Origin of the sequence: Rugamonas brunnea (genome assembly GCF_014042345.1) — a bacterium.
In the GTDB taxonomy this organism is placed as follows: Bacteria; Pseudomonadota; Gammaproteobacteria; order Burkholderiales; family Burkholderiaceae_D; genus Rugamonas; species Rugamonas brunnea.
In genome coordinates, this window is the sequence record NZ_JACEZT010000001.1 from 549,702 (window position 1) to 572,289 (window position 22,588).

The following is a 22,588-nucleotide window of genomic DNA, read 5'->3' on the forward strand; positions in this document are numbered from 1 at the left end:
CAAGTGGGCGGCCACGCCTCCTGCGCGGGGCAAGCGAACCGGCGCGCCGCCCGGCCTGCGGGCCCGAGCGCGATCACCTGCACGGCCGCAGGCGCGCGCCTCGCGCGGCGCTATCCTGTTAGTCTGGCCGCAGCGTCCGCATCCTGTGCCGGACGCGCACAACCTTCCCTCAACGACGGGAGTAACCCATGGCTAGCATACACAGGATCACGCCCTGCCTATGGTTCGACAACCAGGCGGAAGATGCGGTTCAGTTCTACACGAGCATATTCAACAACGCCAAGATCACCAGCGTGTCGCGCTACGGCGAAGCGGGCCAGGAAGTGCATGGCAAACCGCCCGGCTCGGTGATGACGGTCGCCTTCGAACTCGACGGTGTGACATTTACGGCCCTCAACGGCGGCCCGCAATTTCACTTCAATGAAGCGTTGTCGCTGCAAGTCAACTGCGACAACCAGCAGGAAGTGGATTATTACTGGGGCCGGCTGACGGAAGGCGGCGATCCGGCGGCGCAGATCTGCGGCTGGCTCAAGGACAAGTTCGGCCTGTCGTGGCAAATCGTGCCCACCCTCTTGCCCGCCCTGCTGATGGACGCCGACGCGGCCAAGGCGGGACGGGTGATGCAGGCCATGATGAAGATGAAGAAACTCGACATCGCGCAGTTGCGCCAGGCCAGCGCAGGCTAGGCGCCCGGCGCGCTGCCGCTTACAAGCCCTGGCTGTCGATATCGGCCAGCGATTCGCGGCCCTTGTCCGTCAAGGTGAAGCCGGCGCCATCGGCGCTGGCGGTGATGTGGGCTTTCTTGCCCAGGAAGGCGGCCACGTCCGCGTCGAGCTGCACGCTCGGATCGGCGGACAATGCCCGCATGCTGACGATGCAGCGGCGCAGGAACAGCGCCTGCTGGCCCTTGTCGGTCAGCGACAGGCGGCCGTTCTTGGCCACGCTGAACAGTTTGAGGCCGGCCAGCCGCTTGGTGTTGCGGCCCACGCAAGCGCTGACACGCTCGCCCTTGATGCCGCGCGCAACCTCGGCCAGTGCGTCGTATTCGTCTTGCGTCAATTTCTCGTTTTTCATTACCAATTTTTCCATAAGAGACAACAGCGGCCCTCATGGTACGCGCCCGGTCGCGCCTCGGCAAGGCAAGCCGGTCCCTACGCCCCTCCCTGACGGGTGGACGCGGGGCACCGCGCTTGGGCGATGGCAGTCAACGGAATTACTTGAACGCTCGGATCGCCAGCCACACCAGCCCGATGCTGGCAAAGGCGCCGACACAGATCATCGCTTGCACACGCTTGTTGTTCAGCACTGCTACGCTGCGGCGGCCGAGGTAGATTTTATTGTGTAAGGAATTGCCCATGATGGCCTCCGTGAACGGGAAAACGATGTCGTGAATAAATTATATAAACGCTTCCATGACGGCTGTGTGACGGCGGACACAAAGCTGCAAATTTGTAGCCGACGAGCAACAAAAATGAAACAAGTATATCAATCCATCGGCGCCGGTCGGACCGGCACCGTGGCCCCTGCGCGCCGCGTTCACGTCTGGATCGGCGCGCGCGGCGGGGTGGGTTCCTCGATGGGCGCGTGGTCGGGCGATGGCATCTCGTCCGGCGGCGGTTCCTTCTCGGGTTTCGGTGGGGGCATGTCCGGTTCCGGCGTGGTGTGGGCACGTCGCGCGGGCACGGTGGGTTGCGTGACAGGGATCATCATGTCGTCCTCCTGAACGGCCAGGCAAAACATCACCTTTCAATGCAGATCAGGGAGGGTGGGCTGTTTTTCAAGGGTGCCGTGTCCGGCACCCTTGCTGCGCTGTGGCAATCAGCGGCTGATCGCCGTCAGCAGCACGAAAGTTTCGTGACGAATCGCAGGCTCCGCCTCCTTGAACGCCTTGTCTGCTTTGACGAAGGCGGGCCGCTTCAGTTCCACCTTTTCCTTCGCGGTGGGCACGGGCGCCGTGTCGTACAGCGAAGGACCGCTGTTGTAGGTCTGCTTGAGCACGCGCTGGCCATAGCTGGACTGGTAATAGCGCGTCATTTCCGTGGCCGTCTCGGTCGAGACCAGGCGCGCCACGGGGATGGACAGGCGCTGGTAGATCTGCTCGGCCGGCACCTTGTCGAGCTTGTCGAACACGGCCTGGCGTTGTTGCGGGGTGGGATAACGGCTCATGCCGGCCGTGGCCCGCATCATCTTCTCAGCCTGCATGGCGGCCAGCAGATCGTGCGCGGCCTGCACTTGCTGCGCGTCTGGCATGGGCGGGGCCGCCGGCCCAGAGGCGGCCGGGGCCAGGTTGGCTGCCAGCATCAAGCCGGCCAAGGCCAGCGTCTTCGTCAATTTCATCTTTGCTCCGTGAGTTGCGCACCAGGATACGCGAAGGAGCATGATATTATCAATTGATTAAATGTGCCAAATTTTCAGCAGGCCACGCTGGAACGCGCACCAGTACGTGCTTATACCGTCTGGTTGATGTCCCGCGCGGCCGCCTTGGCGGTCAGGATGCAGCCCGGCAAAAAGGTCCCCTCCAGCGACCGCTTGCCGCACGCGCCGCCGCCGCCGAAGCCCGCCGCCTCCCCCACCGAGTACAGCCCCGGCAGCGCCTGCCCATTCGCGTCCAGCACACGACTGCGCAGGTCCGTGACCAGGCCGCCCAAACTCTTGCGCGTAATCAGTTGCATGCGCATCGCGATGTAGGGACCGGCGCCCCGCCGCTGTAACGGCGCGGGCTTGCACGTGCGCAGCCGATCCGGGCCCCACTGGCGCGCGTGCAGGATGCGGCGCAGCTGCGCGTCGTTGTGCAGCTTGTCGCCGTTGGCGAAATTGGCGTCGAAGGCGTCGGCGGTCGCTTGCAGGACTTCCGGCTTCACATGGCCGCCGCCGGTCAACGCGTTCATCTTGGCAGCCAGGCCGGCCAGCGTGTCGTCCACCAGCACGTCCGGGCTTTCGTGGGCCAGCTGGCGCACCAGGCGATGATTGCCGAGCAGCGTCTCTTTCAGGAAAGCGAACAACTGGCGGTCGCGGATGCGCTGGTTGTGCTCGGCGCCGGAGATGGCCAGTTCCTTGGCCGCGATACGCCAGTTGAGCAGGTGCCAGGTCCACGGCTGTTCCTGGCTCGCCACGCGCTGGCACAGGTAGTGGGTATCAAAACCCGTGACCAGCGGGTCGGGCCCGATGCGCCGGCCCCGGTGGTCGAGCCACAACGCCGACTTGCACGGGATGGCGGACAAGCCGTGCCCCTCGAAATGGGGCTGCGGATGGGGAAAGCCAGCCGCGTAGTTCCACATCTCCCCCGCCGCCGCGATGCGTCCACCCATGCCCGCCACCAGATGGTGCAGCTTGCCGTCCGAATACGGATGGGCGCCGTTCAGCATGCTGGCGGGCTGCGGCCGGTCGGCCGGCCAGTTGGCCCGCGTCTCCGCGTGGCCGCCATTGATACCGCCCATGGCCAGCACGACGACGGACGTGGCGAAACGCAAGGCCTCGCCCGTGTCCTCATTCACCCCGTGGGCGCCGCACAGCGCACCGTTCGCATGATCCAGTCCATCGATGCGCGTGCGGCTCAGCAGCTGCAACTTGCCATGGGCCCCGGCCTGCTCCATCGCCGCGATCATCGTCAGCGTCATCAAGCGGGAAGTACCCCATAACAAGTGGTAGCGCGGCAGCGTATTGCCGTCGCCAAAGCGGCCCCGTTCGACCCAATTCACGGCCGGCAGGAACTTGAGGCCATGCCCGAGCAGCCAGTCGTACACGTCGCTGCGCACATGCTCGACGTAATAGCGCGCCCAGGCCAGCGGCAGCGTGTCGGTCTCGCGCAGTTCGCCAAAGCGTATCCAGTCGGCCAGCGCGCGTTCGGGCGTATCGGGAATTTTCATGCGCGCTTGCAACGGCGTGCCCACCAGCGCCATGCCGCCGAAGGCCCAGCGCGCCAGGCCACCTAGCCGTTCGCGACTGTCGCGGTCGACCACGGTGACGCTCTTGCCCGCCCGCAGGCATTCGAGCGCCGTGACGATACCGGCCAGTCCGCCGCCGACCACCAGCACATCGGACTGTATGGTCTGGCTCATGGCGCCACCTTGCGCTTGATGGCGTGCGCCACCGGCTGCGGCAGGCTTTCCAGCGAACGCAGCACATAAGGCAGCACGCGCAGTTTGAGACCGGAGAACACGCTGGGCACCACCGCTTCGATCAGGTGCGGGCCGGGCGTGGCCAGCGCACGTTCCAGTGCCGTGTTGAACTGCTCGGCCGTGGTGGCGCGCACGGCGGGCACGCCCATACCTTGCGCCAGATGCACGAAGTCGAGTCCGGGGTTCTTCAAGTCCAGCTGCGACTTGGCCTTGGGGCCGGCTTTTTCCGCGCCCACCCGCTCCAGCTCGACATTGAGGATGCCGTAGGAGCCGTTGTTGAAGATGACCGACACCACGTTCAGTTTTTCGCGCGCCATGGTCCACAGCGCTTGCAGCGTGTACATTGACGAGCCGTCGCCCACCAGCGCCAGCACCGGACGCTCCGGACAAGCCACGGCCGCGCCGACGGCGGCCGGCAAGCCATAACCGATGGCGCCGCCCGTCAAGGCCAGCACATCGTGGCGCGGCGCGCCGGCCGTGAACATCGGCAGCATGGTGCCAGAGGTTTGCGCCTCGTCGACAATAATCGCGTTCTCGGGCAGCAAGTGGCCGATGGCCTTGCACACCTTGGGCGCAGTCAGCTTGCCGCGCGGACGACCGGGACGCTGCGCCGCTTGCAGCGTGGGCGTGGCTTGCCCGGCGCCCACGCGCTGGCACAGGCTGTTCAGGCTGCCAACGGCGTCCTGCGTCGGCAAGACCAGCTGATGCACCTTGCAGCCCTCCGGCACCAGGTCGCTTTTCTTGCCCGGATAGGCGAAGAAGGACACCGGCGAGCGGGCATCCACCAGGATCAGGTTCTCGATGCCGGCCAACTGCACGGAAGCCATCTCGGCCAGATAGGCGATGCGCTCGACGTGCGGCAGGCCGGCGCCTCGCTCCATGCGGGTCGGGAACACTTCCGCGTACAGCTTGGCGCCCGATTGGGCGGCGATGCGGGCGGCATCCAGCAAGGCTGGCTCGCGCAGCGCGCGTCCACCGAGCAGCAGCGCGTTCTTGCCGCCGGCCTTGAGGACGGTGGCGATCTGGTCGATCACCGCATCCTCCGCGCGCGGCGGCTGCGCGGCCGGCGGTGCAGGCAGCGCCTCCGCGCCATCGCTCCAGGATACGTCGGCCGGCAAGATCAGCGTGGCCACCTGCCCTTGCGGCCCTTTGGCTGCGGTGACGGCTTCGACCACGTCCTGGCACAGTGCCTGCGTGCTGTGCGAGGTGCGTACCCAGCTCGACACGTTGCGCGCCGCCGTTTCTATATCCGACTGCAACTGCGCGTCGTATTTGGTGTGGTAGGTAGCGTGGTCGCCCACGATGTTCACGATGGGCACCCTGCCCTTGCGCGCGTTGTGCAGGTTGGCGAGGCCGTTGCCCAAGCCGCAGCCCAGGTGCAGCAAGGTGGAGGCCGGCTTGTCGGCCATGCGCGCATAGCCGTCGGCGGCGCCGGTGGCCACGCCCTCGAACAGCGTCAACACGGCGCGCATTTCCGGCGCGCCGTCGAGCGCGGCGACGAAATGCATTTCCGACGTGCCGGGATTGGTGAAGCAGACGTTGACGCCTGCGTTGATCAGGGTGCGCAGCATTGCTTGAGCGCCGTTGGCCATAACCGTCTCCTTGATTGATTTTTCCACATGATGCTGGAAACGGATGGGCCAGTATTGACATTTGGCGACGATAAGTTAACACTTGAAGACACCCTCCACCCAAGATCGGCGTCCTCATGACGGTACTGGTCCGCTCGGCGACCTTATCCACGTTCGACATCCTCGCCAAAGGCCTGCGGCTGGACGTGCCCAGCCTGCTGGCGCGGTTCGGCATCCCATTGCAAGCCCTGCACGATCCGGACATGCTGGTGTCCTACCAGGGCTTCATCAATCTGCTGGAATATTCAGCCTCGCTCGGACGCTGCCCGGATCTGGGCTTGCGGCTGGCGCAGGCGCGCGGGATCAGCATCCTCGGCCCGATCGCCGTGCTGCTACGCCATGCGGGCACAGTGGGTGAGGCATTGGCGCTGGCCTCGCGCTATCTGTTCGTCCACAGTCCGGCATTGAAACTGCAAACGCAGATCGTGCCCGGTCATCCCGACCTGGTCGACGTGGTGTTCGACCTCAGCCATGCGAAGCTGACCGCCCGCCCGCAGGTGATCAGCCTGGCGCTGGGCATCCTCTGCCAAGGCTTGAGCGTGATGACGGCGGCGCGCATTGCGCCGCAACTGGTGATGCTGCCGCACCCGCCCGTCGCGGACGAGGACGCGTATCGGCAAGCCTACAACTGCCCGGTGCAATTCCGGGCGCCGGTGGCGGCCGTGCGGCTGCGGGTGAGCGACTTGAAAGTGGAAGTGTCGGGCAACGACCCGCACATGAAGGAGTTGGCGCTGGACTATCTGGAGCAACAAGGCGGCAAGCCGCACAGCTTGTTTTCCGACCGCGTGCGCCGGCTGGTGCGGCATTTTCTCAGCGCGGGACACGCGCGGCATACCGATATCGCCAGCGCGCTGTCGCTGCATCCACGCACCCTGCAACGGCGGCTGGCGGCGGAAGGCGCCACCTTCGAACAGTTGGTGGACGATGTGCGCAAGGAGCAATTCCTGGAACTGATCGGCCTGCCCACAGGCCCGGCGATGACGCAGATCGCCCACATTTTGGGCTACGCGGAGGTGTCGGTCCTCACGCGCAGCTGCAAGCGCTGGTTCGGCGCCACGCCGCGCGCCATGCGGCAGCGGGCGCAAAAGCCTTAGCGTACTTCCAGCAACTCGACGTCGAAGATCAAGGTCGCGTTCGGCGGAATCGGGCCGGCGCCGCCGGCGCCGTAACCCATGCCGGGCGGCACGATCAGCGTGCGCTTGCCACCCACCTTCATGCCCTGCACGCCCTCGTCCCAGCCCTGGATGACCTGACCGGCGCCAAGCTGGAAGCTGAACGGCGCGCGGCCAATCGAGGAATCGAACTGCGCACCGTGCTTCTGCGGCGCGTTGGGCTCATACAGCCAGCCCGTGTAGTTGACCACCGCCATTGTGCCGGCGACCGCTTCCTTGCCGGTGCCGACCACGGTATCGATCTTTTGCAGTGGCACGGCGGCGGTGTCGGCCGAAGCCGGCGGGGTGGCGCGGTTGCAGGCGGCCAGGGTGAGGGTGAGGGTCAAGCCGAGGATGCTGGAGGTGAGCAGTCGTTTCATGGTGTTGTTGACGCGCGGACGCGAGTGTCGGTGTACATGGATGAAGCAAGGCATTGTACTCGACCAACGGCCCGGACCGCAGCTCAGGCAATGCAGTCGCGGATTCCCGTGACGGGAACCTGGCGGAGATTTCCGGCCCGCGCGCTGCTGATTTTTGATTTACTCAGACCGAAGCTGATAGCGTTGCTGGATCGCCTGCAATTTTTTCTTGTGCGCTGCGCGCGCCGCGGCATCGCGCAGGCGTCCAGCCAACGCGGGATCGAAGGCCGGTGAAGCGGCGAGGTAGATCGAACCAGTTGCACCAACCGTACCACCGACCAGGAACTTGCCGGGATCAAGCTTGGCATGGCGCAAGCTCGGCAGCGCGACCACATCCGGAACCATCCATACATCGATACGGCCTGCGGCGAGCTTGAGGGCGTTCATCGTTTCAGTCTCCCCTGCTTGGTAGTGAACGCCCAATTTCTCGAGCAGGTCTACGCCAGCCGAGCTACGAAGCACGCCGATACGTTGATTTGCGGCCTCAGCAATGGTCGCCGGCGGCCTGTTGGGCGCCATGGTCAGAAGTACTTGGTGATAGTCGTAGAGGTGCGTAATCCACAGGTAATGGGATTCCCGCTCTGATGTACGGGTGAGCGGCGCAATCAATGTCCCGGGACGGTACTGCACCATCTTTTGCGCCCTCAGCCAGGGTAAAAAGTGGTACGAAACAGACAGCCCCGCCTCGTCCCCAATCGCGTCCAACATGTCGAGCGCAATACCGTGCGGGCTGCCTGGCGTCGCGCTTTTCTCCGCCATCCCCGCGATTTCCGATGTGAGTATCTCCAGGTCCGCCCCCGCGTAGGCCACCTTTGCAATCAACAACGATGCGACGCAGAACATGAGCTGCACTGCGGTTTGTAACGGTGACCAACGCCGGATACCACCCGACGTCGAAAGCGACATGGCCGCTACTCGATCGCGGCCATCAGATCCGACATGGCTTTCCTGGTCAATGACCATGACAAACTCCTGATTTCCGCAAGCCCTCGCAATACAAGACTCCGATGTTGCGACGTCCGGATTAGCCAACCAACATCAGCGCGGACAGATGTGATGTCGGCCGAGCCACTTCCGCATGCGGTTCAGAAGGCTGGTCAATTAGTCTGCCAATGAGAGTCGGTTCAGCAGGACCGCAGCGTCTTGGCCCTATCCTGCCTAACGTAATTGTAGGGCCGTTGCCGGCGTCTGGCAAAGCCCTGGATCTCATCGAATATTTTGCTCAGGTGAACCAGGGCAGCTATTTTTCCATGATAGCAGTCACCGCCTGGCCTCCCGCAGCACAAATTGAAATCAGGCCGCGCCCGCCCCCCGCCTCGTTCAGGATTTTTGCCAGGGTGGCGACGATGCGACAGCCCGTGGCCGCGAAAGGATGACCAGTCGCAATTGAACCACCCTTTACATTCAGTTTGGTGCGGTCAATGCTACCGAGTGGGTTTGCCAGGCCGAGCTTTGTACGGCAAAAATCGGCTGACTCCCAGGCCGCCAGTGTGCACAGTACAACCGCTGAAAACGCCTCGTGGATTTCGTAAAAATCGAAGTCCTGCAGCGCGATGCCGCGCTTATGCAGCAGACGAGGAATGGCGTACGCGCCGCCCATGAGCAATCCCTCCCGCTCGTCGATGAAATCAACCGCCGCCACTTCGCCGGCGGTCAAATAGGCAAGGACTGGCAGCCCCTTCTTCTGCGCCCATTCTTCCGACGCCAGCAAGACGGCCGAAGCGCCATCTGTCAACGGTGAGGCGTTTGCCGCTGTAATGGTTCCCTCTTTGCGGTCAAACGCGGGGCTCAACTTGCTCAATTTTTCGATCGTGGAATCTGGACGAAGATTGTTGTCACGGTGAACGCCGTGGTAGGGCATGAGCAGATCATCAAAGAAGCCTTCGTCATACGCCTTGGCGAGATTCAAGTGACTGTGCAGGGCCAGTTTGTCCTGCTCTTCGCGTGTGATTCCGTACCGGTGCGCGGTAAGCTGCGCATGCTGCCCCATCGATTTTCCGGTTCTGGGTTCCGTGTTGACAGGAAGTTCCGGAATCAGGTGCGCGGGCTTGACGAGGCCCAGGGACGCCTTGAACTTGCCCCCACGCGTGCGTGCAGCGTTCATCGCCATTAAGGCACGCTGCATCCCGCGGCTCACTGCGATCGGGGCATCTGAGGTGGTGTCGGTTCCACAAGCGATCCCGGCATCGATCTGCCCGAGCGCAATCTTGTTCGCGACCAGAATCGCCGCCTCCAAGCCAGTGCCGCAAGCTTGCTGAACATCGTATGCCGGCGTATTGGGGTGCAAGCCGCATCCCAACACCGACTCGCGCACAAGATTCCAGTCGCGCGCGTGCTTCATTACCGCGCCGCCCACCACCTCACCGAGCAATTCGCCCTGCAAGTTGCATTTCTGCACCAAGCCGCTCAGCGTGTCGGTAAGCATGGTCTGGTTGCTCAGCTCAAAATAGGCGGTGTTCGAGCGCACGAATGGAATGCGATTTGCAGCGACAACGGCAACCCGCCGTGGTGTACCGTAATTCATAGTAGCTTTGCCTCTCAATGATGATGATTTTTCTGGATTTCACCGAATAAACTGACAGTATAGTCATGATGATAAACATGTCAATTAACGCCTTGCATGGCGCTGGGAAAAACAGACGGGATCATGTAGGTGGGCGAGGAACGCGACGGTCTTTATCGGAGCACGATAAAAAAAAACAGCCCCATCGCTGGGGCTGTTTTCCTACTACTGGCGGAGAGGGTGGGATTCGAACCCACGGTAGGGGGAAACCCTACGCCTGATTTCGAGTCAGGTACATTCGACCACTCTGCCACCTCTCCGGTGTTCTTTTCGAGCGCTCGGCCAACGTATTGGCACAAGGGTGGTCTTAACAAACGACGACCTATTTGGCGGAAAGGGTGGGATTCGAACCCACGGTAGGGGGACACCCTACGCCTGATTTCGAGTCAGGTACATTCGACCACTCTGCCACCTTTCCGGGTCTGACTACTGTCGCTTGCTGCTGCGAAGGCAAAATTATAGCAGAGCAAATCTGAATTGGAAGGGCAAACACAAAAAATATGTTCACCCTGCCCAACAACAGCGCTTAGTCCGCCTTCAGATGCGTCAGGCCACCCATGTAAGGGCGCAGCACGGCCGGGATCTCAACGCTGCCGTCGGCTTGCTGGTAGTTCTCCAGCACGGCCACCAGCGTGCGGCCCACGGCCAGGCCGGAACCGTTCAGCGTGTGCAGCAGCTCAGGCTTGCCCTGCGCGTTGCGGAAGCGCGCCTGCATGCGGCGCGCCTGGAATGCTTCGCAGTTCGACAACGACGAAATCTCGCGGTAGGTGTTCTGCGCCGGCAGCCACACTTCCAGGTCGAAGGTCTTGGTGGCGCCAAAGCCCATGTCGCCCGTGCACAGCGCCATCACGCGGTACGGCAGGCCCAGGCGTTGCAGGATGGTTTCCGCATGGCCCACCATCTCGTCCAGCACCTGGTACGAAGTGTCGGGATGCACGACCTGCACCATTTCCACCTTGTCGAACTGGTGCTGGCGGATCATGCCGCGCGTATCGCGGCCATAGCTGCCCGCTTCCGAGCGGAAGCATGGCGTGTGGGCCGTCATCTTCAGCGGCAGCGCGTCGGCGGCCAGGATCTCGTCGCGCACGATGTTGGTCAGCGACACTTCCGAGGTCGGGATCAGGTAGAAGTTCTCGCCCTCGCCTTCCGCGCCGCCTTTCTTCACGGAGAACAGGTCGGCTTCAAACTTGGGCAGCTGACCCGTGCCACGCAGCGAATCGGCGTTGACCATGTACGGCGTGTAGCACTCGGTGTAGCCGTGCTCGTCGGTGTGGGTGTTCAGCATGAACTGGGCCAGCGCGCGGTGCAGGCGGGCGATGCCGCCCTTCATCACCGAGAAACGCGAGCCGGTCAGCTTGGTGGCCACGTCGAAGTCCAGGCCCAGCGATGCGCCCACGTCCACGTGGTCTTTCACTTCGAAATCGAAGCTGCGCGGCGTACCGACGCGGCGCACTTCCACGTTGGCCGTCTCGTCGGTGCCCACCGGCACGGATTCGTGCGGCAGGTTGGGGATCGCTTGCATGAAGTCGCTGAGCTTGGCCTGCAGGGCCGACAGCGCCGTTTCATTGGCCTTGAGCTCGTCGCCCAGGCCGCCCACTTCGGCCATCACGGCCGACGTATCTTCCCCTTTGCCCTTCATCATGCCGATCTGTTTGGACAGCGAATTGCGCTTGCCTTGCAGTTCTTCGGTACGGGTCTGGATCGCCTTGCGCTCCGCTTCGAGCGCGTTGAAACCAGCCACGTCGAGCTGGAATTTACGAGTCGCCAGGCGCTCGGCGACGGTGGCGATGTCTTTACGAAGGAGTTGGATATCTATCATGGGGGAAAACGTGCCGTTATATCGAAAACGCAATTGTACCAAGAGGACGACGTTTATCCGCCAGTTTTACGCTCAACGCACCTGCGCGGCGGGCGCCGCCACGCTGGCCGTGTCATCCAGCCAGGTGGCGACGGCGGCGTTGAACGCCTCCGGTTCGCGCGCCATGGGCCAGTGGTCGGCCTTGAAGCCCAGCACCCGGCACCCTGGCTGGGTGGCCAGCGCCTCCGCCCATGGCCGCGAATGGAACATGAACGGCTTCCTGCTGCCGTAGATGAACAGCATCGGGCAGGCCGGCACAAAGCGCTGGCGGTCGCGGTAGGAACCGTGCGCGCCGGTCCAGGTGATGTAGTACGGGAAGTTCATGGCCGATGTGATGTAGCGCGGATCGGCCGGCACCTTCATCAGCCGCACCATGAAGTGCGTCATCCAGTCGCCCAGGCCGCCGCCCACCTTCCACGCCACGGCCAGCCACAACTGATACCACAGCACCATCAGCTTGGCGCCCAGCGACAGCGATTTCACGTAGGCCTTCGATTCCACGTCACCAATATCGACGCCCACGATGCGCGATACCAGCTCCGGGTGGCGCATGTAAAACTGGTAGCCGAACACGCAACCCCAGTCATGCAGCATCAGTGTCACTTTGCGGCCGGGGCTGACCTGGGTGACGATGCGCTCAAAGATGGCCAGCATCTCGTTGAGGCCATAGGCGCGGCGCGGCTTGGCGCAGTCAAAGCCGGGCAAGGTGAAGCGCACGCAGCGGTAACGTGGCGCCAGCGCGGCCACCTGCGCATCCCACAGCCGGTACGTGTCGGGCCAGCCGTGAAGCATGACGATCGTCTCGTCGCCCTCCCCCTCGATGAAGACGTCGATGCCATCTACTTGTATTTGTTGCCGCATGCCTGCTCCCTGGTTGAATACTGTACGAATGACAATACTGAACCAAGCCGCGCACAGGATCAATGACCTCATAGATCATCATTGCATGACCTGGCAGGTCATGGCTGCCACGCTGCGTGCGCGTTAGAATGGGCCGATGGACACCCTCACGCCGCCATCCACCCCGCCCGCCCACGCCGGCATCCTGCTGCGCGAATGGCGCGCCGCGCGCCGCCTGAGCCAGCTCGACCTGGCGCTGGACGCCGGCCTGTCCACCCGCCACCTGAGCTGCGTGGAGACGGGCAAGGCCCAGCCCAGCCGCGAAGTGCTGACCCGGCTGGCCGACACGCTACAGATGCCGCTGCGCGCCCGCAACGCGCTGCTGGTGGCCGCCGGCTTTGCGCCGCGCTACCCGGAAACGGCGCTGGTGAAGCCGGAACTGGCGCAGATGCGGCGCGCGATCGAATTCATCCTGGGCCAGCAGGAGCCCTATCCGGCCATACTGCTCAACCGCCACTGGGACGTGCTGATGGCCAACCGCGCCTCAGCCCGCGTCAACCGCCACGTGATGGGCGACCGGCGGCCGGCCCACCGCAATCTGCTGCGCCAGATCTTCGACCCGGCCGACCTGCGCAGCGCTATCGTCAACTGGGAGGAAGTGGCGGGCAATCTGATCCACCACCTGCACAGCGTGGTGGCCGGCGCGCCCACGGACCACGTGGCGCGCGGCCTGCTCGACGAAGTACTGGCCTACCCCGATGTGCCCACGCGCTGGCGCGTGCGCGAGCTGGACGCTGCCGCCGTGCCGCTGCAAAACACCATCCTGCGCCACGACGGCGGCGAGCTGCGCTTCTTCTCGACCATCACCACCTTTGGCACGCCGCGCGACGTCACGCTGGACGAGGTGCACATCGAATGCTGCTTCCCCGTCGATGAAGCAACGGCTGAGCTGTGCCGCGAACTGGCGCGGCGCGATCAGTCCAGCCCTGCCAGCAAATGATGTCAACCAGACCGTGACCGCCGCCCGCGTGCACGGGCCGACGCCTGTGCCAACCAGGCCAGCTAAGCGAAGGGCGGCGCGTTCGGATGGAAGCGCTCCGCACGCCACGCGCTCGGCGGCTTGCCGAACCGCGAAATGAACCAGCGCGTGAACGACGCCTGCCGCGTATAGCCAAGCAGTGCGGCGATGCGCCCGATCGGAAAGCGCGGATTCCCCAGGTAACGCACGGCCAGCTCATGCCGCACATCCGACAGCAGGTCGATGAATTCGGTACCATGTTCGCGCAGATGGCGCTGCAAACTGCGCCCGCTCAGCCGCAGCTTGACGGCCACGCCATCCACTGTCGCCTCGTTCAACGGCAGCAGCAGGTAGATGGCGCGCCGCACCTCGAACACGATCGATTCATGGTCGGCCGCGTTGAGCGGCGCGGCCAGGCTTTCGGCATAACGGACCAGAGCTTGATCGGCTGCCGGATTGGGCGCATCCAGGTCCGCCGCCACGCAAACGATGCCGTTGAACTCCCGCCCGAAATGGACGCCGCAGCCGAAATAGCGCCGGTGGAAGCTGGCGTCGGCCGGCCCCGCGTGCGTGAAGTTGACGCTCTTGGGCCGCCAGCCCTCCCCCAGCAGCACGCGGCATATCCGCGACAGCACGCCCACGGCCAGCTCCGTTGCCTGCCGCGTCTGCACGCCGGCGCCGGCGATGATTTCCTCGCGGATCAGCACCGTATCGTCCACGGTTTCGATGTGGATGGCCAGCGCATCGTTGAGCAGGTGGTGGTAGCGCTCGGCCGTCAGCAGCGATTCGCGCAAGGTGCGCGCGTGCGACATCAGCAGGCCGATCGGACCCACGTCGCGCCGCTGGCGCAGCGCCGCCATCTCCAGTCCGAACGTGGCGCAGCCTGAACGCTCAGCAGACAGTTCCAGCAAGCGGCACACGGCCGCCAACGGCACGCGCTGCTCCTGGTCGCCCACCTGCGCCGCCGTGATGCCCACCTCAGCCAGCAACGCCAGCGCGTTGAGCTTGTGGCGGCTGGCCACTTCCAGGTAGCCAGTCAGCGTGCTGGCCCGAATCAAAGTTTCCATTGGATCCCCTTTTAAACCAGGGTCCGCCCCCGATGGGATCAGACCCTGACGTCGCTGCGCTCCCCCGAATGTATGCGCGAAATCAATTGCGGATTTCAGTATAGCGGCGTTGGCGCAAAATGAGAAAACATTGGCGCACAAAGAGAAACTTTTACCGACCGTCTCCCTATACTTTCTCTCAACCGCAGCACTTCAAGCGGCGATCACTAAGACGACTACACGACGGAGACATGATGAAGATCGAACAACTGACCTGCGCCATCGGCGCCGAGTTGCTGGACGTGAATCTGGGCGACGCGGTCCGCGACGACGGCCTGTTCAACGCCATTTACGACGCCCTGCTCAAGCACAAGGTGCTGTTCCTGCGCGACCAGACACTGGACAAGCTGTCGCGCCAGGACCACATGGCGTTCGCCCAGCGCCTGGGCCAGCTGGAAACCCACCCAATGGCGCCCAGCCATCCGGAAGCGCCCGGCCTGGTGCAGATCTACAAGAACCCGGACAGCCCCATGGACCGCTACGAAAACAGCTGGCACTGCGACGGCACCTGGCGCGAGACGCCGGCGCTGGGCTGCGTACTGCGCTGCATCGAGTCGCCCGCCGTCGGCGGCGACACCATGTGGGCCAACATGGTGCTGGCCTACGACAAGCTGCCGCACCACGTCAAACAGGAAATCGAAGGACTGATCGCCAACCACAGCTTCAACGGCTCGTTCGCCGCCGCCATGCCGATCGAACAGCGCCTGAAGATGAAGGCCCAGTATCCGGACGCCGAACACCCGGTGGTGCGCACGCATCCCGAAACGGGCGAGAAGATTTTGTTCGTGAACGCCTTCGCCACCCACTTCGTGAACTACCACAACAAGCAGCACGTGCGTTACGGCCAGGACTACAACAAGGGCGGCAGCGACCTGCTGCAATACCTGATCAGCCAGGCCTACGTGCCCGAGTACCAGGTGCGCTGGCGCTGGAAGCCCTACAGCATGGCCATCTGGGACAACCGCAGCACCCAGCACTACGCCGTCATGGATTACCCGCCCTGCCATCGCAAGATGGAGCGCGCCGCCATCATTGGCGACAAACCTTTCTAAGCCTGGGCCATCCCAGAAAAAACGCAAACCCTGATCTCACACCAAGGAGCAAAAAATGAATTTCCTCGATGGCTCGCTGTTCCCGGAAAACCAGCAAAAACTCGTCATCACCGCCGCCCCGTTCGGCCCCGAATGGCAACCGTCCGACTTCCCTGAAGACATTCCCGTCACGCTCGAACAGCAGATCCAGAAAGCCGTGGACTGCTACAACGCCGGCGCCACCGTGCTGCACGTGCATGGCCGCGAAGACGACGGCACCGGCTCCAAGCGCCTGGAGCGCACCAACGAACTGGTGGCCGGCATCCGCGCCCGCTGCCCGGACATGATCCTGCAAGTGGGCGGTTCGATCTCGTTCGCCCCCACCAAGGAAGGCGACACGGCCAAGTGGCTGTCGGACGACACCCGCCACGGCCTGGCCATGATCGAGCCGACGCCGGACCAGGTGACGATCGCCATCAACAGCAACCAGATGAACGTGGTCGAGCAGATGTGCGCGGCCGACGTGCAAGGCACCTCGCTGGCCGTGGGCACGCCCGGCTACTTCGCCTACCGCGAGATGACGATTCCGGCCGGCCCGGAATGGGTGGAGGAACATATCCGCCGCCTGTCGGCGCGCGGCATTCAGACCCACTTCCAGCTGGCCAACATCGCCCAACTGGAAACGGTGGAGCGCATGATGCGGCGCGGCGTGTGCAACGTGCCGCTGATCCTGACCTGGGTGGCGATTGGTGGCGGCTTCGAAGCGCCCAACATCTACAACCTGGCCAACTTCGTGCGCGCCTGCCCGGACGGCTCCGTGCTGACGCTGGAAAGCTCCATGCTCAACACCCTGCCGCTCAACATGATGGCCATCGCCATGGGTTTGCACGTGCGTTGCGGTATCGAGGACAACCTGTGGACCCAGGACCGTTCGCGCAAGATGTCGACCGTGGAGCAGATCGAACAGCTGGTGCGCATCTCGCGCGAGTTCGGCCGCGATGTGGCCAACGGCAAGGAAGCGCGCGAGATCTACAAGATCGGCACCTTCTATGAGACGGCCGACGAAACGCTGGCCAAGAACGGCTTCGCACCGAACCGCAAGCCGGGCCAGAAAGGCTTCACGCAGTTCGGCCGCTGATCCAGTCTATTGCCCGGCGGGCCTGCCCGCCGGGACACGTCTTCCGCCCCGGCGTATCTCCGCGCCGGGGCGGAGTTCGTTTCTGCCTCACTACTTGCCGGCATCCTCATCGAGCTTGCGCAGGAACGCCATCTTGTCGGCAATCTTGCTTTCCAGCCCGCGCGGCACGGGCTGATACCAGCCCGGTTCACCTATCCCATCCGGCAAATACGTCTCGCCGGCAGCATACGCGTGCGGCTCGTCGTGGGCATAGCGGTACTCGTGACCGTAACCGAGTTCCTTCATCAGCTTGGTCGGCGCGTTGCGCAGGTGCACGGGCACTTCGCGCGACTTGTCCTTCTTCACGAACGCCATGGCCTGGTTGAACGCCATGTAGCCGGCGTTGCTCTTGGCCGCGATGGCCAGGTAGATCACAGCCTGTCCCAACGCCAGTTCCCCTTCCGGCGAGCCGAGCCGCTCGAAGGTGGCGGCCGCGTCATTGGCCAACTGAATGGCGCGCGGATCGGCCAGGCCGATGTCTTCCCACGCCATGCGCACGATGCGACGCGACAGGTATTTGGCATCCGCGCCGCCGTCGAGCATGCGGCACAACCAGTACAGGGCCGCGTCCGGATTGGAGCCGCGCACGGATTTGTGCAGGGCCGAAATCTGGTCATAGAAATTGTCGCCGCCCTTGTCGAAACGGCGCGCGTTCAAGGTCAGCGCGTTCTGGATGAACTCGGGCGTGACAATGTTGGTGCGGGCCGCGTTGGCGGCCGTGCTGGTTTGTTCCAGCAGGTTGAGCAGGCGGCGCGCGTCGCCGTCCGCGTAACCGACGAGGGTGTCGATGGCCGCGTCGTCGATCTGCAGGTGGGACAGCACTTTCTCGCGCGCCTTGGCCACCAGTTGTTTGAGTTCGTCCTCGTTGAGCGATTGCAGCACATACACTTGCGAGCGCGACAGCAGTGCCGAGTTGACTTCGAACGAAGGGTTTTCCGTGGTCGCGCCGATCAGCGTGACGAGGCCCGATTCCGCATACGGCAGCAGCGCATCCTGCTGCGACTTGTTGAAGCGGTGAATCTCGTCAACGAAAAGGATGGTGTGCTTGCCCATGGCCAAGTGCTGCTCGGCCTGCTCCATGGCGGCGCGGATATCCTTCACACCCGAGAACACGGCGGACAGCGCGATGAACTGGCAATCGAAGGCGTTGGCCGTCAGCCGCGCCAGCGTGGTCTTGCCCACGCCGGGCGGCCCCCACAGGATCATCGAATGGGGCTGGCCCGATTCGAACGCGAGACGCAGCGGCTTGCCCGGCCCCAGCAAATGGCTTTGGCCGATCACTTCGTCCAGGGTCTTGGGCCGCAGCGCTTCCGCCAGCGGCTGGCGCGGTTCGTTGGAGAAAAGGTCTGCCATACTCGTTTGCCGTATCAAAGGAAAAAGCGCCGCTGGCATTCGCCGCGGCGCATGTCGTCACGTCATCCAGCCTTAATTATTGAAGACGTCCGCGCCCTTGGGCATGACGAACTTAAAGCTCGTCGCATTTAAAGCGGGATTACGCTCGATCTTCTTGAACGCCAGCACGGAAGTCTGGCCGAACGTGTCCTTCAGCTCCATCGCTTCGGGCAAGCCGTTGCGCAGGCCGATGGTGATTTCCTCGAAACTCGTATCCTTGGCCTTCGGCACTGCCTTCAGCCATTCCACGCCATCCTTGCTGCCCGCTTCCGACAGGTTGAAATTCTTTTCCAGGTCGTTGCTGCCGAACAGGATGGCCGCCGGCGAGGAACCGAGCGCGTTGCCCAGCTTCTTGACAGTGACCTGGTTCAGGTCCTTGTCGAAAATGTAGAGCTGCTCGCCATCAGCCTGCAGCACCTGCTCGTACGGTTTCACGTACGTCCAGATGAACTTGCCAGGACGGGCGAACACGAAGGTGCCGGTGGACGAGGTGGACGTCTTGGTGCCGCCGCTCTCCAGTTTCTTGACCTGGTGCTGGGTGAATTCGCCCTTGGCCGACTTGGTCGTGGCCACGAAGCTCTTGAACTGTTCCAGCGCGCTGGCATGGGCCGTGCCCGCCAGCAGCAGGCCACAGGCCAGTGCGGCCACCGTCCTGGCCAAGGTGTTGCTTTGTTTCATATCGTTTATCCCGATTATCCTGTTCATTCCGCGCTGGCGGTCGGCGCCAGAATGTCGCGGTTGCCGTTCGACTGCATCGGCGACACCACGCCGCTCTGCTCCATCTGCTCCAGCAAGCGCGCCGCGCGATTGTAGCCGATGCGCAAGTGACGCTGCACCAGCGAAATGGACGCGCGGCGGTTCTTGAGCACCACCTGCACGGCCTGGTCGTACATCGGATCGGCCTCGCCGCCGCCCTCGCCGGCCGCAGCACCGTCCGCACCGCCCTCGCCTTCCAGCGTGCCGCCTTCCAGGATGCCGTCGATGTAATCGGGTTCGCCGGTCGCCTTCAGGTGCTTGACGACGCGGTGCACCTCGTCATCGGACACGAAGGCGCCGTGCACCCGCACGGGCAAGCCGGTACCGGGCGGCATGTACAGCATGTCGCCCATACCCAGCAGGGTTTCCGCACCCATCTGGTCGAGAATGGTGCGCGAGTCGATCTTGGACGACACCTGGAACGCGATCCGGGTCGGAATGTTGGCCTTGATCAGACCCGTGATCACATCCACAGATGGACGCTGCGTCGCCAGAATCAAGTGCAGGCCGGCCGCGCGCGCCTTCTGCGCGATACGGGCGATCAGTTCCTCCACCTTCTTGCCGACCACCATCATCAGGTCGGCCAGCTCGTCGATAATGATGACGATGGTGGGCAGTTTTTCCAGCGGTTCCGGCGAATCCGGCGTCAGGCTGAACGGATTCGGGATGTGTTCCTCGCGCTTGCTCGCCTCCTCGATCTTGGCGTTGTAGCCGGCCAGGTTACGCACGCCCAGCTTGGACATCAGCTTGTAGCGGCGCTCCATCTCGTTCACGGCCCAGTTCAGCGCGTGGCCGGCCTGGCGCATGTCCGTCACCACGGGTGCCAGCAGGTGCGGGATGCCTTCGTAGACCGACATTTCCAGCATCTTCGGATCGATCAGGATCATGCGCACGTCAAGCGGATCGGACTTGTACAGCAGCGACAAAATGGTGGCGTTGATGCCGACCGACTTACCGGAACCGGTGGTACCTGCCACCAGCAAGTGCGGCATCTTGGCCAGGTCAGCCACCACGGCCTTGCCGGCGATGTCCTTGCCCAGCGCCACGGTCAGGCTGGACGGGTTGTCGTTGTAGACCTTGGAGCCGACGATCTCGCTCAGGCGCACGATCTGGCGCTTGGGATTGGGCAACTCCAGCGCCATGTAGTTCTTGCCGGGGATGGTTTCCACCACGCGGATTGAGGTCAGCGACAGCGAACGGGCCAGGTCGCGCGCCAGGCCGACGATCTGGCTGCCCTTGACGCCGGTGGCCGGTTCGATCTCGTAGCGCGTGACGACGGGGCCGGGATAGGCCGCCACCACCTTGGCTTCCACGCCGAAGTCCGAGAGCTTCTTCTCGATCAGGCGGCTGGTGAATTCCAGCGTTTCCACGGCCACGGTTTCCTGCACCGGCGGCGGTTCGTCCAGCAGCGACAGCGGCGGCAGGTGGCTGCCATCGGCCAGATCCTGGAACAGGCTGGCCTGCTTTTCCTTCTCCACGCGCTCGGACTTGACCACCGTGACCACCTGCGGCTCGATCTTGACGGGCGGCGCGGCCACGTGTTTCTCCACGTGCTTGGCGCGCTCGCTGACCACCACCTCATCGCGCTTGACGGCCGCCACTTCGCCCTGGCGCCTATCCTCGCGGTACTGGTAGCGCTGGATGAACCAGTCGATGCCGGTCTCGATGCCGCCCCCGATGCGCTCGGCCACGGCCAGCCACGAGACCTGGAAGAACAGGCTGAAGCCCAGCCCGAACAACAGCAACAGCAGCAAGGTGGCGCCCGTGAACCCCAGCGCCACGTGGGCCGAGTGGCCGATCAGTTGTCCCAGCACGCCACCGGGCGCGCGCGGCAATTCCACCTTGAGCGACCACATGCGCAGATATTCGAGCCCCACGCTGCCCAAGAACAGCAGCACGAAGCCGACGATGCGGATGATGTACTCGTGCTGGTGCTCCGGTTCCGGCTCCTTTGACAGCACAAACTGCTGGGTCAGCCCGGTATAACCCTTCCACACGAGACGAAGAAGGCACAGGCACAGCCACCACGCGGAAAAACCGAAGATAAACAACAACAAATCAGCCAGCCAGGCGCCGGCCCGGCCACCCAGATTGTGTACCCGTGGCACCACACTGGCGTGCGACCAGCCCGGATCGCCCTTGGAATAACTGATCAGGATGAGCACGAAATACACGGCCAGCGCCGCCAGCGCGAGCCAGCGCGCCTCCGACAACAGGCGCACCAGCCGGTTGGGCAAAGGCTGACGTTCAGTCACATTGCGGGTGTAGCTGGATGGAGTCGAGGAGCTGGATTTCGTCATACGTTCGGGGACAAGTACTACCGCCGGCGCTGGCACCGGCTAAAAAATATTGCAATATTATCGACCAAGAAACAGTCATCCCATCTATTCTAAGGCATACGGCCCCTGCCCGGCCCCCCTGATTCGTGCCGAATCGCCGCTTGGACTATAATCCTGCATTGCTTAACCGTGTGCAATAGCTGGCGCCCCTTCGCCGCCCTTGCTGTAGCGGAATTAGCCCCCAATTCGGATACGTTATCCATCGTCCAACCTCTGAATAAGAAGCCATCCCATGACCACTCCAAAACATGCCCGCGTCTTGATCCTCGGTTCCGGCCCCGCCGGTTACAGCGCCGCCATCTACGCCGCGCGCGCCAACCTGAATCCGATGCTGGTGACGGGCGTCGAACAGGGCGGCCAGCTGATGACCACCACCGACGTGGAAAACTGGCCGGCGGACCCCATGGGTGTGCAAGGCCCGGACCTGATGCAGCGCTTCCTGCAGCACGCCGAGCGCTTCAACACGGAGATGGTGTTCGACCATATCCACACCGTCAAGCTGAACGAAAAGCCGCTGCGCCTGATCGGCGACAGCCATGAGTACACCTGCGACGCCCTGATCATCGCCACCGGCGCCTCGGCCCAGTACCTGGGCCTGCCGTCCGAGCAGGCATTCATGGGCAAGGGCGTGTCGGCCTGCGCCACCTGCGACGGTTTCTTCTACCGCAACCAGGAAGTGGCCGTGGTCGGCGGCGGCAACACGGCCGTCGAGGAAGCGCTGTACCTGTCCAACATCGCCAACAAGGTCACCTTGATCCACCGTCGCGACAAGTTCCGCGCCGAGCCTATCCTGGTCGACCGCCTGAACGCCAAGGTCGCCGAAGGCAAGATCGAGATCAAGTACAACCACACCCTGCATGAAGTGGTGGGCAACGACAGCGGCGTGACCGGCGTGAAGATCGCCTCCACCGCCGACGGCGCCATCACCGACATCGCCGTGCACGGCCTGTTCGTGGCCATCGGCCACAAGCCCAATACGGACATCTTCGAAGGCCAGCTGGAAATGCACAACGGCTACATCAAGACCCGCACCGGCACCGAGGGCATGGCCACGGCCACCAACATCCCGGGCGTGTTCGCGGCCGGCGACGTGCAGGATCACATCTACCGCCAGGCCATCACCAGCGCCGGCACCGGCTGCATGGCCGCGCTGGACGCCCAGCGCTACCTGGAAAGCCAGGAATAAGCG

Annotated in this window: 21 protein-coding genes and 2 tRNA genes; 6 read left to right on the forward strand and 17 right to left on the reverse strand. The window is 63.6% G+C overall.

Annotated elements, in window-relative coordinates; translation table 11 throughout:
- Positions 1–188: 188 nt before the first annotated feature.
- A complete protein-coding gene (locus H3H37_RS02475; RefSeq protein WP_182159809.1) occupies positions 189–686 on the forward strand; it encodes a VOC family protein in 498 nt (165 codons plus the stop codon).
- A gap of 19 nt (positions 687–705) precedes the next feature.
- On the opposite strand, the gene H3H37_RS02480 is transcribed toward H3H37_RS02475, so the two are convergent.
- The 6 genes from H3H37_RS02480 to H3H37_RS02505 all read right to left on the reverse strand — a co-directional run bounded on the left by H3H37_RS02480 (position 706) and on the right by H3H37_RS02505 (position 5,710).
- Positions 706–1,074 (reverse strand): hypothetical protein, encoded by a 369-nt coding sequence (locus H3H37_RS02480; RefSeq protein ID WP_182159811.1) that lies wholly within the window; start codon positions 1,072–1,074, stop codon positions 706–708.
- Between the two features lie 139 nt (positions 1,075–1,213).
- A complete protein-coding gene (locus tag H3H37_RS02485; RefSeq protein WP_182159814.1) occupies positions 1,214–1,357 on the reverse strand; it encodes a hypothetical protein in 144 nt (47 codons plus the stop codon).
- 179 nt (positions 1,358–1,536) lie between these two features.
- Entirely contained in the window at positions 1,537–1,710 is a 174-nt protein-coding gene (locus H3H37_RS02490; protein ID WP_182160316.1) for a hypothetical protein, read from the reverse strand.
- 108 nt (positions 1,711–1,818) lie between these two features.
- On the reverse strand, positions 1,819–2,337 hold the full coding sequence (locus tag H3H37_RS02495; protein ID WP_182159817.1) for a hypothetical protein: 519 nt from the start codon (positions 2,335–2,337) through the stop codon (positions 1,819–1,821).
- A 110-nt stretch (positions 2,338–2,447) separates the two neighbouring features.
- Positions 2,448–4,058, reverse strand: a complete 1,611-nt coding sequence (locus H3H37_RS02500; RefSeq protein ID WP_182159820.1) for an FAD-dependent oxidoreductase — start codon at positions 4,056–4,058, stop codon at positions 2,448–2,450.
- Positions 4,055–5,710, reverse strand: a complete 1,656-nt coding sequence (locus H3H37_RS02505; protein ID WP_182159822.1) for an acetolactate synthase large subunit — start codon at positions 5,708–5,710, stop codon at positions 4,055–4,057. Before H3H37_RS02505 ends, H3H37_RS02500 begins: the two co-directional genes overlap by 4 nt.
- Before the next feature lie 116 nt (positions 5,711–5,826).
- On the opposite strand from H3H37_RS02505, the gene H3H37_RS02510 reads away from it, so the two are divergent.
- Entirely contained in the window at positions 5,827–6,843 is a 1,017-nt protein-coding gene (locus H3H37_RS02510) for an AraC family transcriptional regulator (RefSeq protein WP_182159825.1), read from the forward strand.
- On the opposite strand, the gene H3H37_RS02515 is transcribed toward H3H37_RS02510, so the two are convergent.
- The 7 genes from H3H37_RS02515 to H3H37_RS02545 form a co-directional block, all read right to left on the reverse strand.
- Positions 6,840–7,280 carry an FKBP-type peptidyl-prolyl cis-trans isomerase gene (locus H3H37_RS02515; protein ID WP_182159827.1) on the reverse strand — a complete coding sequence of 147 codons (441 nt, stop codon included), beginning with the start codon at positions 7,278–7,280 and terminating at the stop codon, positions 6,840–6,842. The genes H3H37_RS02510 and H3H37_RS02515 overlap by 4 nt on opposite strands.
- Positions 7,281–7,439: 159 nt before the next feature.
- Complete coding sequence (locus tag H3H37_RS02520; RefSeq protein ID WP_182159830.1) at positions 7,440–8,282, reverse strand: substrate-binding periplasmic protein; 843 nt, start codon at positions 8,280–8,282, stop codon at positions 7,440–7,442.
- 277 nt (positions 8,283–8,559) lie between these two features.
- Positions 8,560–9,843 (reverse strand): acetyl-CoA C-acetyltransferase, encoded by a 1,284-nt coding sequence (locus H3H37_RS02525; protein WP_182159833.1) that lies wholly within the window; start codon positions 9,841–9,843, stop codon positions 8,560–8,562.
- Between the two features lie 208 nt (positions 9,844–10,051).
- Positions 10,052–10,142, reverse strand: a tRNA-Ser gene (locus H3H37_RS02530).
- A gap of 67 nt (positions 10,143–10,209) precedes the next feature.
- Positions 10,210–10,300, reverse strand: a tRNA-Ser gene (locus H3H37_RS02535).
- A 108-nt stretch (positions 10,301–10,408) separates the two neighbouring features.
- Entirely contained in the window at positions 10,409–11,701 is a 1,293-nt protein-coding gene (gene serS / locus H3H37_RS02540) for a serine--tRNA ligase (protein ID WP_182159836.1), read from the reverse strand.
- A gap of 72 nt (positions 11,702–11,773) precedes the next feature.
- Positions 11,774–12,601: an alpha/beta fold hydrolase gene (locus H3H37_RS02545; RefSeq protein ID WP_182159837.1), complete on the reverse strand. Its 828-nt coding sequence runs from the start codon at positions 12,599–12,601 to the stop codon at positions 11,774–11,776.
- Between the two features lie 136 nt (positions 12,602–12,737).
- Here H3H37_RS02545 and H3H37_RS02550 point away from each other — a divergent pair, with 136 nt between their 5' ends.
- Positions 12,738–13,580: a helix-turn-helix domain-containing protein gene (locus tag H3H37_RS02550; protein WP_182159840.1), complete on the forward strand. Its 843-nt coding sequence runs from the start codon at positions 12,738–12,740 to the stop codon at positions 13,578–13,580.
- Between the two features lie 62 nt (positions 13,581–13,642).
- On the opposite strand, the gene H3H37_RS02555 is transcribed toward H3H37_RS02550, so the two are convergent.
- Positions 13,643–14,665 carry an AraC family transcriptional regulator gene (locus H3H37_RS02555; protein WP_182159842.1) on the reverse strand — a complete coding sequence of 341 codons (1,023 nt, stop codon included), beginning with the start codon at positions 14,663–14,665 and terminating at the stop codon, positions 13,643–13,645.
- A gap of 233 nt (positions 14,666–14,898) precedes the next feature.
- On the opposite strand from H3H37_RS02555, the gene H3H37_RS02560 reads away from it, so the two are divergent.
- Entirely contained in the window at positions 14,899–15,756 is an 858-nt protein-coding gene (locus tag H3H37_RS02560; RefSeq protein ID WP_182160300.1) for a TauD/TfdA dioxygenase family protein, read from the forward strand.
- Between the two features lie 55 nt (positions 15,757–15,811).
- Positions 15,812–16,873 carry a beta-keto acid cleavage family enzyme gene (locus H3H37_RS02565; protein WP_182159845.1) on the forward strand — a complete coding sequence of 354 codons (1,062 nt, stop codon included), beginning with the start codon at positions 15,812–15,814 and terminating at the stop codon, positions 16,871–16,873.
- A 90-nt stretch (positions 16,874–16,963) separates the two neighbouring features.
- On the opposite strand, the gene H3H37_RS02570 is transcribed toward H3H37_RS02565, so the two are convergent.
- The 3 genes from H3H37_RS02570 to H3H37_RS02580 all read right to left on the reverse strand — a co-directional run bounded on the left by H3H37_RS02570 (position 16,964) and on the right by H3H37_RS02580 (position 21,360).
- Positions 16,964–18,265: a replication-associated recombination protein A gene (locus H3H37_RS02570; protein ID WP_182159848.1), complete on the reverse strand. Its 1,302-nt coding sequence runs from the start codon at positions 18,263–18,265 to the stop codon at positions 16,964–16,966.
- A 72-nt stretch (positions 18,266–18,337) separates the two neighbouring features.
- Entirely contained in the window at positions 18,338–18,982 is a 645-nt protein-coding gene (gene lolA / locus H3H37_RS02575) for an outer membrane lipoprotein chaperone LolA (protein WP_182159851.1), read from the reverse strand.
- Positions 18,983–19,005: 23 nt separating this feature from the next.
- Positions 19,006–21,360 carry a DNA translocase FtsK gene (locus tag H3H37_RS02580; RefSeq protein WP_182159854.1) on the reverse strand — a complete coding sequence of 785 codons (2,355 nt, stop codon included), beginning with the start codon at positions 21,358–21,360 and terminating at the stop codon, positions 19,006–19,008.
- A gap of 271 nt (positions 21,361–21,631) precedes the next feature.
- Between H3H37_RS02580 and trxB the strand changes: the two genes are divergently transcribed.
- Positions 21,632–22,585, forward strand: a complete 954-nt coding sequence (trxB, locus tag H3H37_RS02585; protein WP_182159856.1) for a thioredoxin-disulfide reductase — start codon at positions 21,632–21,634, stop codon at positions 22,583–22,585.
- Positions 22,586–22,588 lie beyond the last annotated feature (3 nt).

What these genes read in the sequence shown, in the direction of transcription:
- H3H37_RS02490 (WP_182160316.1), bottom strand. Translation starts at nt 1,710, where the DNA reads ATGATGATCCCTGTCACGCAACCCACCGTGCCCGCGCGACGTGCCCAC.
- H3H37_RS02555 (WP_182159842.1), bottom strand. Translation starts at nt 14,665, where the DNA reads ATGGAAACTTTGATTCGGGCCAGCACGCTGACTGGCTACCTGGAAGTG.
- H3H37_RS02565 (WP_182159845.1), top strand. Translation starts at nt 15,812, where the DNA reads ATGAATTTCCTCGATGGCTCGCTGTTCCCGGAAAACCAGCAAAAACTC.
- H3H37_RS02495 (WP_182159817.1), bottom strand. Translation starts at nt 2,337, where the DNA reads ATGAAATTGACGAAGACGCTGGCCTTGGCCGGCTTGATGCTGGCAGCC.
- H3H37_RS02570 (WP_182159848.1), bottom strand. Translation starts at nt 18,265, where the DNA reads ATGGCAGACCTTTTCTCCAACGAACCGCGCCAGCCGCTGGCGGAAGCG.
- H3H37_RS02580 (WP_182159854.1), bottom strand. Translation starts at nt 21,360, where the DNA reads ATGACGAAATCCAGCTCCTCGACTCCATCCAGCTACACCCGCAATGTG.
- H3H37_RS02560 (WP_182160300.1), top strand. Translation starts at nt 14,899, where the DNA reads ATGAAGATCGAACAACTGACCTGCGCCATCGGCGCCGAGTTGCTGGAC.
- H3H37_RS02500 (WP_182159820.1), bottom strand. Translation starts at nt 4,058, where the DNA reads ATGAGCCAGACCATACAGTCCGATGTGCTGGTGGTCGGCGGCGGACTG.
- H3H37_RS02480 (WP_182159811.1), bottom strand. Translation starts at nt 1,074, where the DNA reads ATGAAAAACGAGAAATTGACGCAAGACGAATACGACGCACTGGCCGAG.
- H3H37_RS02475 (WP_182159809.1), top strand. Translation starts at nt 189, where the DNA reads ATGGCTAGCATACACAGGATCACGCCCTGCCTATGGTTCGACAACCAG.
- H3H37_RS02525 (WP_182159833.1), bottom strand. Translation starts at nt 9,843, where the DNA reads ATGAATTACGGTACACCACGGCGGGTTGCCGTTGTCGCTGCAAATCGC.
- H3H37_RS02505 (WP_182159822.1), bottom strand. Translation starts at nt 5,710, where the DNA reads ATGGCCAACGGCGCTCAAGCAATGCTGCGCACCCTGATCAACGCAGGC.
- H3H37_RS02510 (WP_182159825.1), top strand. Translation starts at nt 5,827, where the DNA reads ATGACGGTACTGGTCCGCTCGGCGACCTTATCCACGTTCGACATCCTC.
- H3H37_RS02550 (WP_182159840.1), top strand. Translation starts at nt 12,738, where the DNA reads ATGGACACCCTCACGCCGCCATCCACCCCGCCCGCCCACGCCGGCATC.
- H3H37_RS02520 (WP_182159830.1), bottom strand. Translation starts at nt 8,282, where the DNA reads ATGGTCATTGACCAGGAAAGCCATGTCGGATCTGATGGCCGCGATCGA.
- H3H37_RS02515 (WP_182159827.1), bottom strand. Translation starts at nt 7,280, where the DNA reads ATGAAACGACTGCTCACCTCCAGCATCCTCGGCTTGACCCTCACCCTC.
- serS (WP_182159836.1), bottom strand. Translation starts at nt 11,701, where the DNA reads ATGATAGATATCCAACTCCTTCGTAAAGACATCGCCACCGTCGCCGAG.
- trxB (WP_182159856.1), top strand. Translation starts at nt 21,632, where the DNA reads ATGACCACTCCAAAACATGCCCGCGTCTTGATCCTCGGTTCCGGCCCC.
- lolA (WP_182159851.1), bottom strand. Translation starts at nt 18,982, where the DNA reads ATGAAACAAAGCAACACCTTGGCCAGGACGGTGGCCGCACTGGCCTGT.
- H3H37_RS02485 (WP_182159814.1), bottom strand. Translation starts at nt 1,357, where the DNA reads ATGGGCAATTCCTTACACAATAAAATCTACCTCGGCCGCCGCAGCGTA.
- H3H37_RS02545 (WP_182159837.1), bottom strand. Translation starts at nt 12,601, where the DNA reads ATGCGGCAACAAATACAAGTAGATGGCATCGACGTCTTCATCGAGGGG.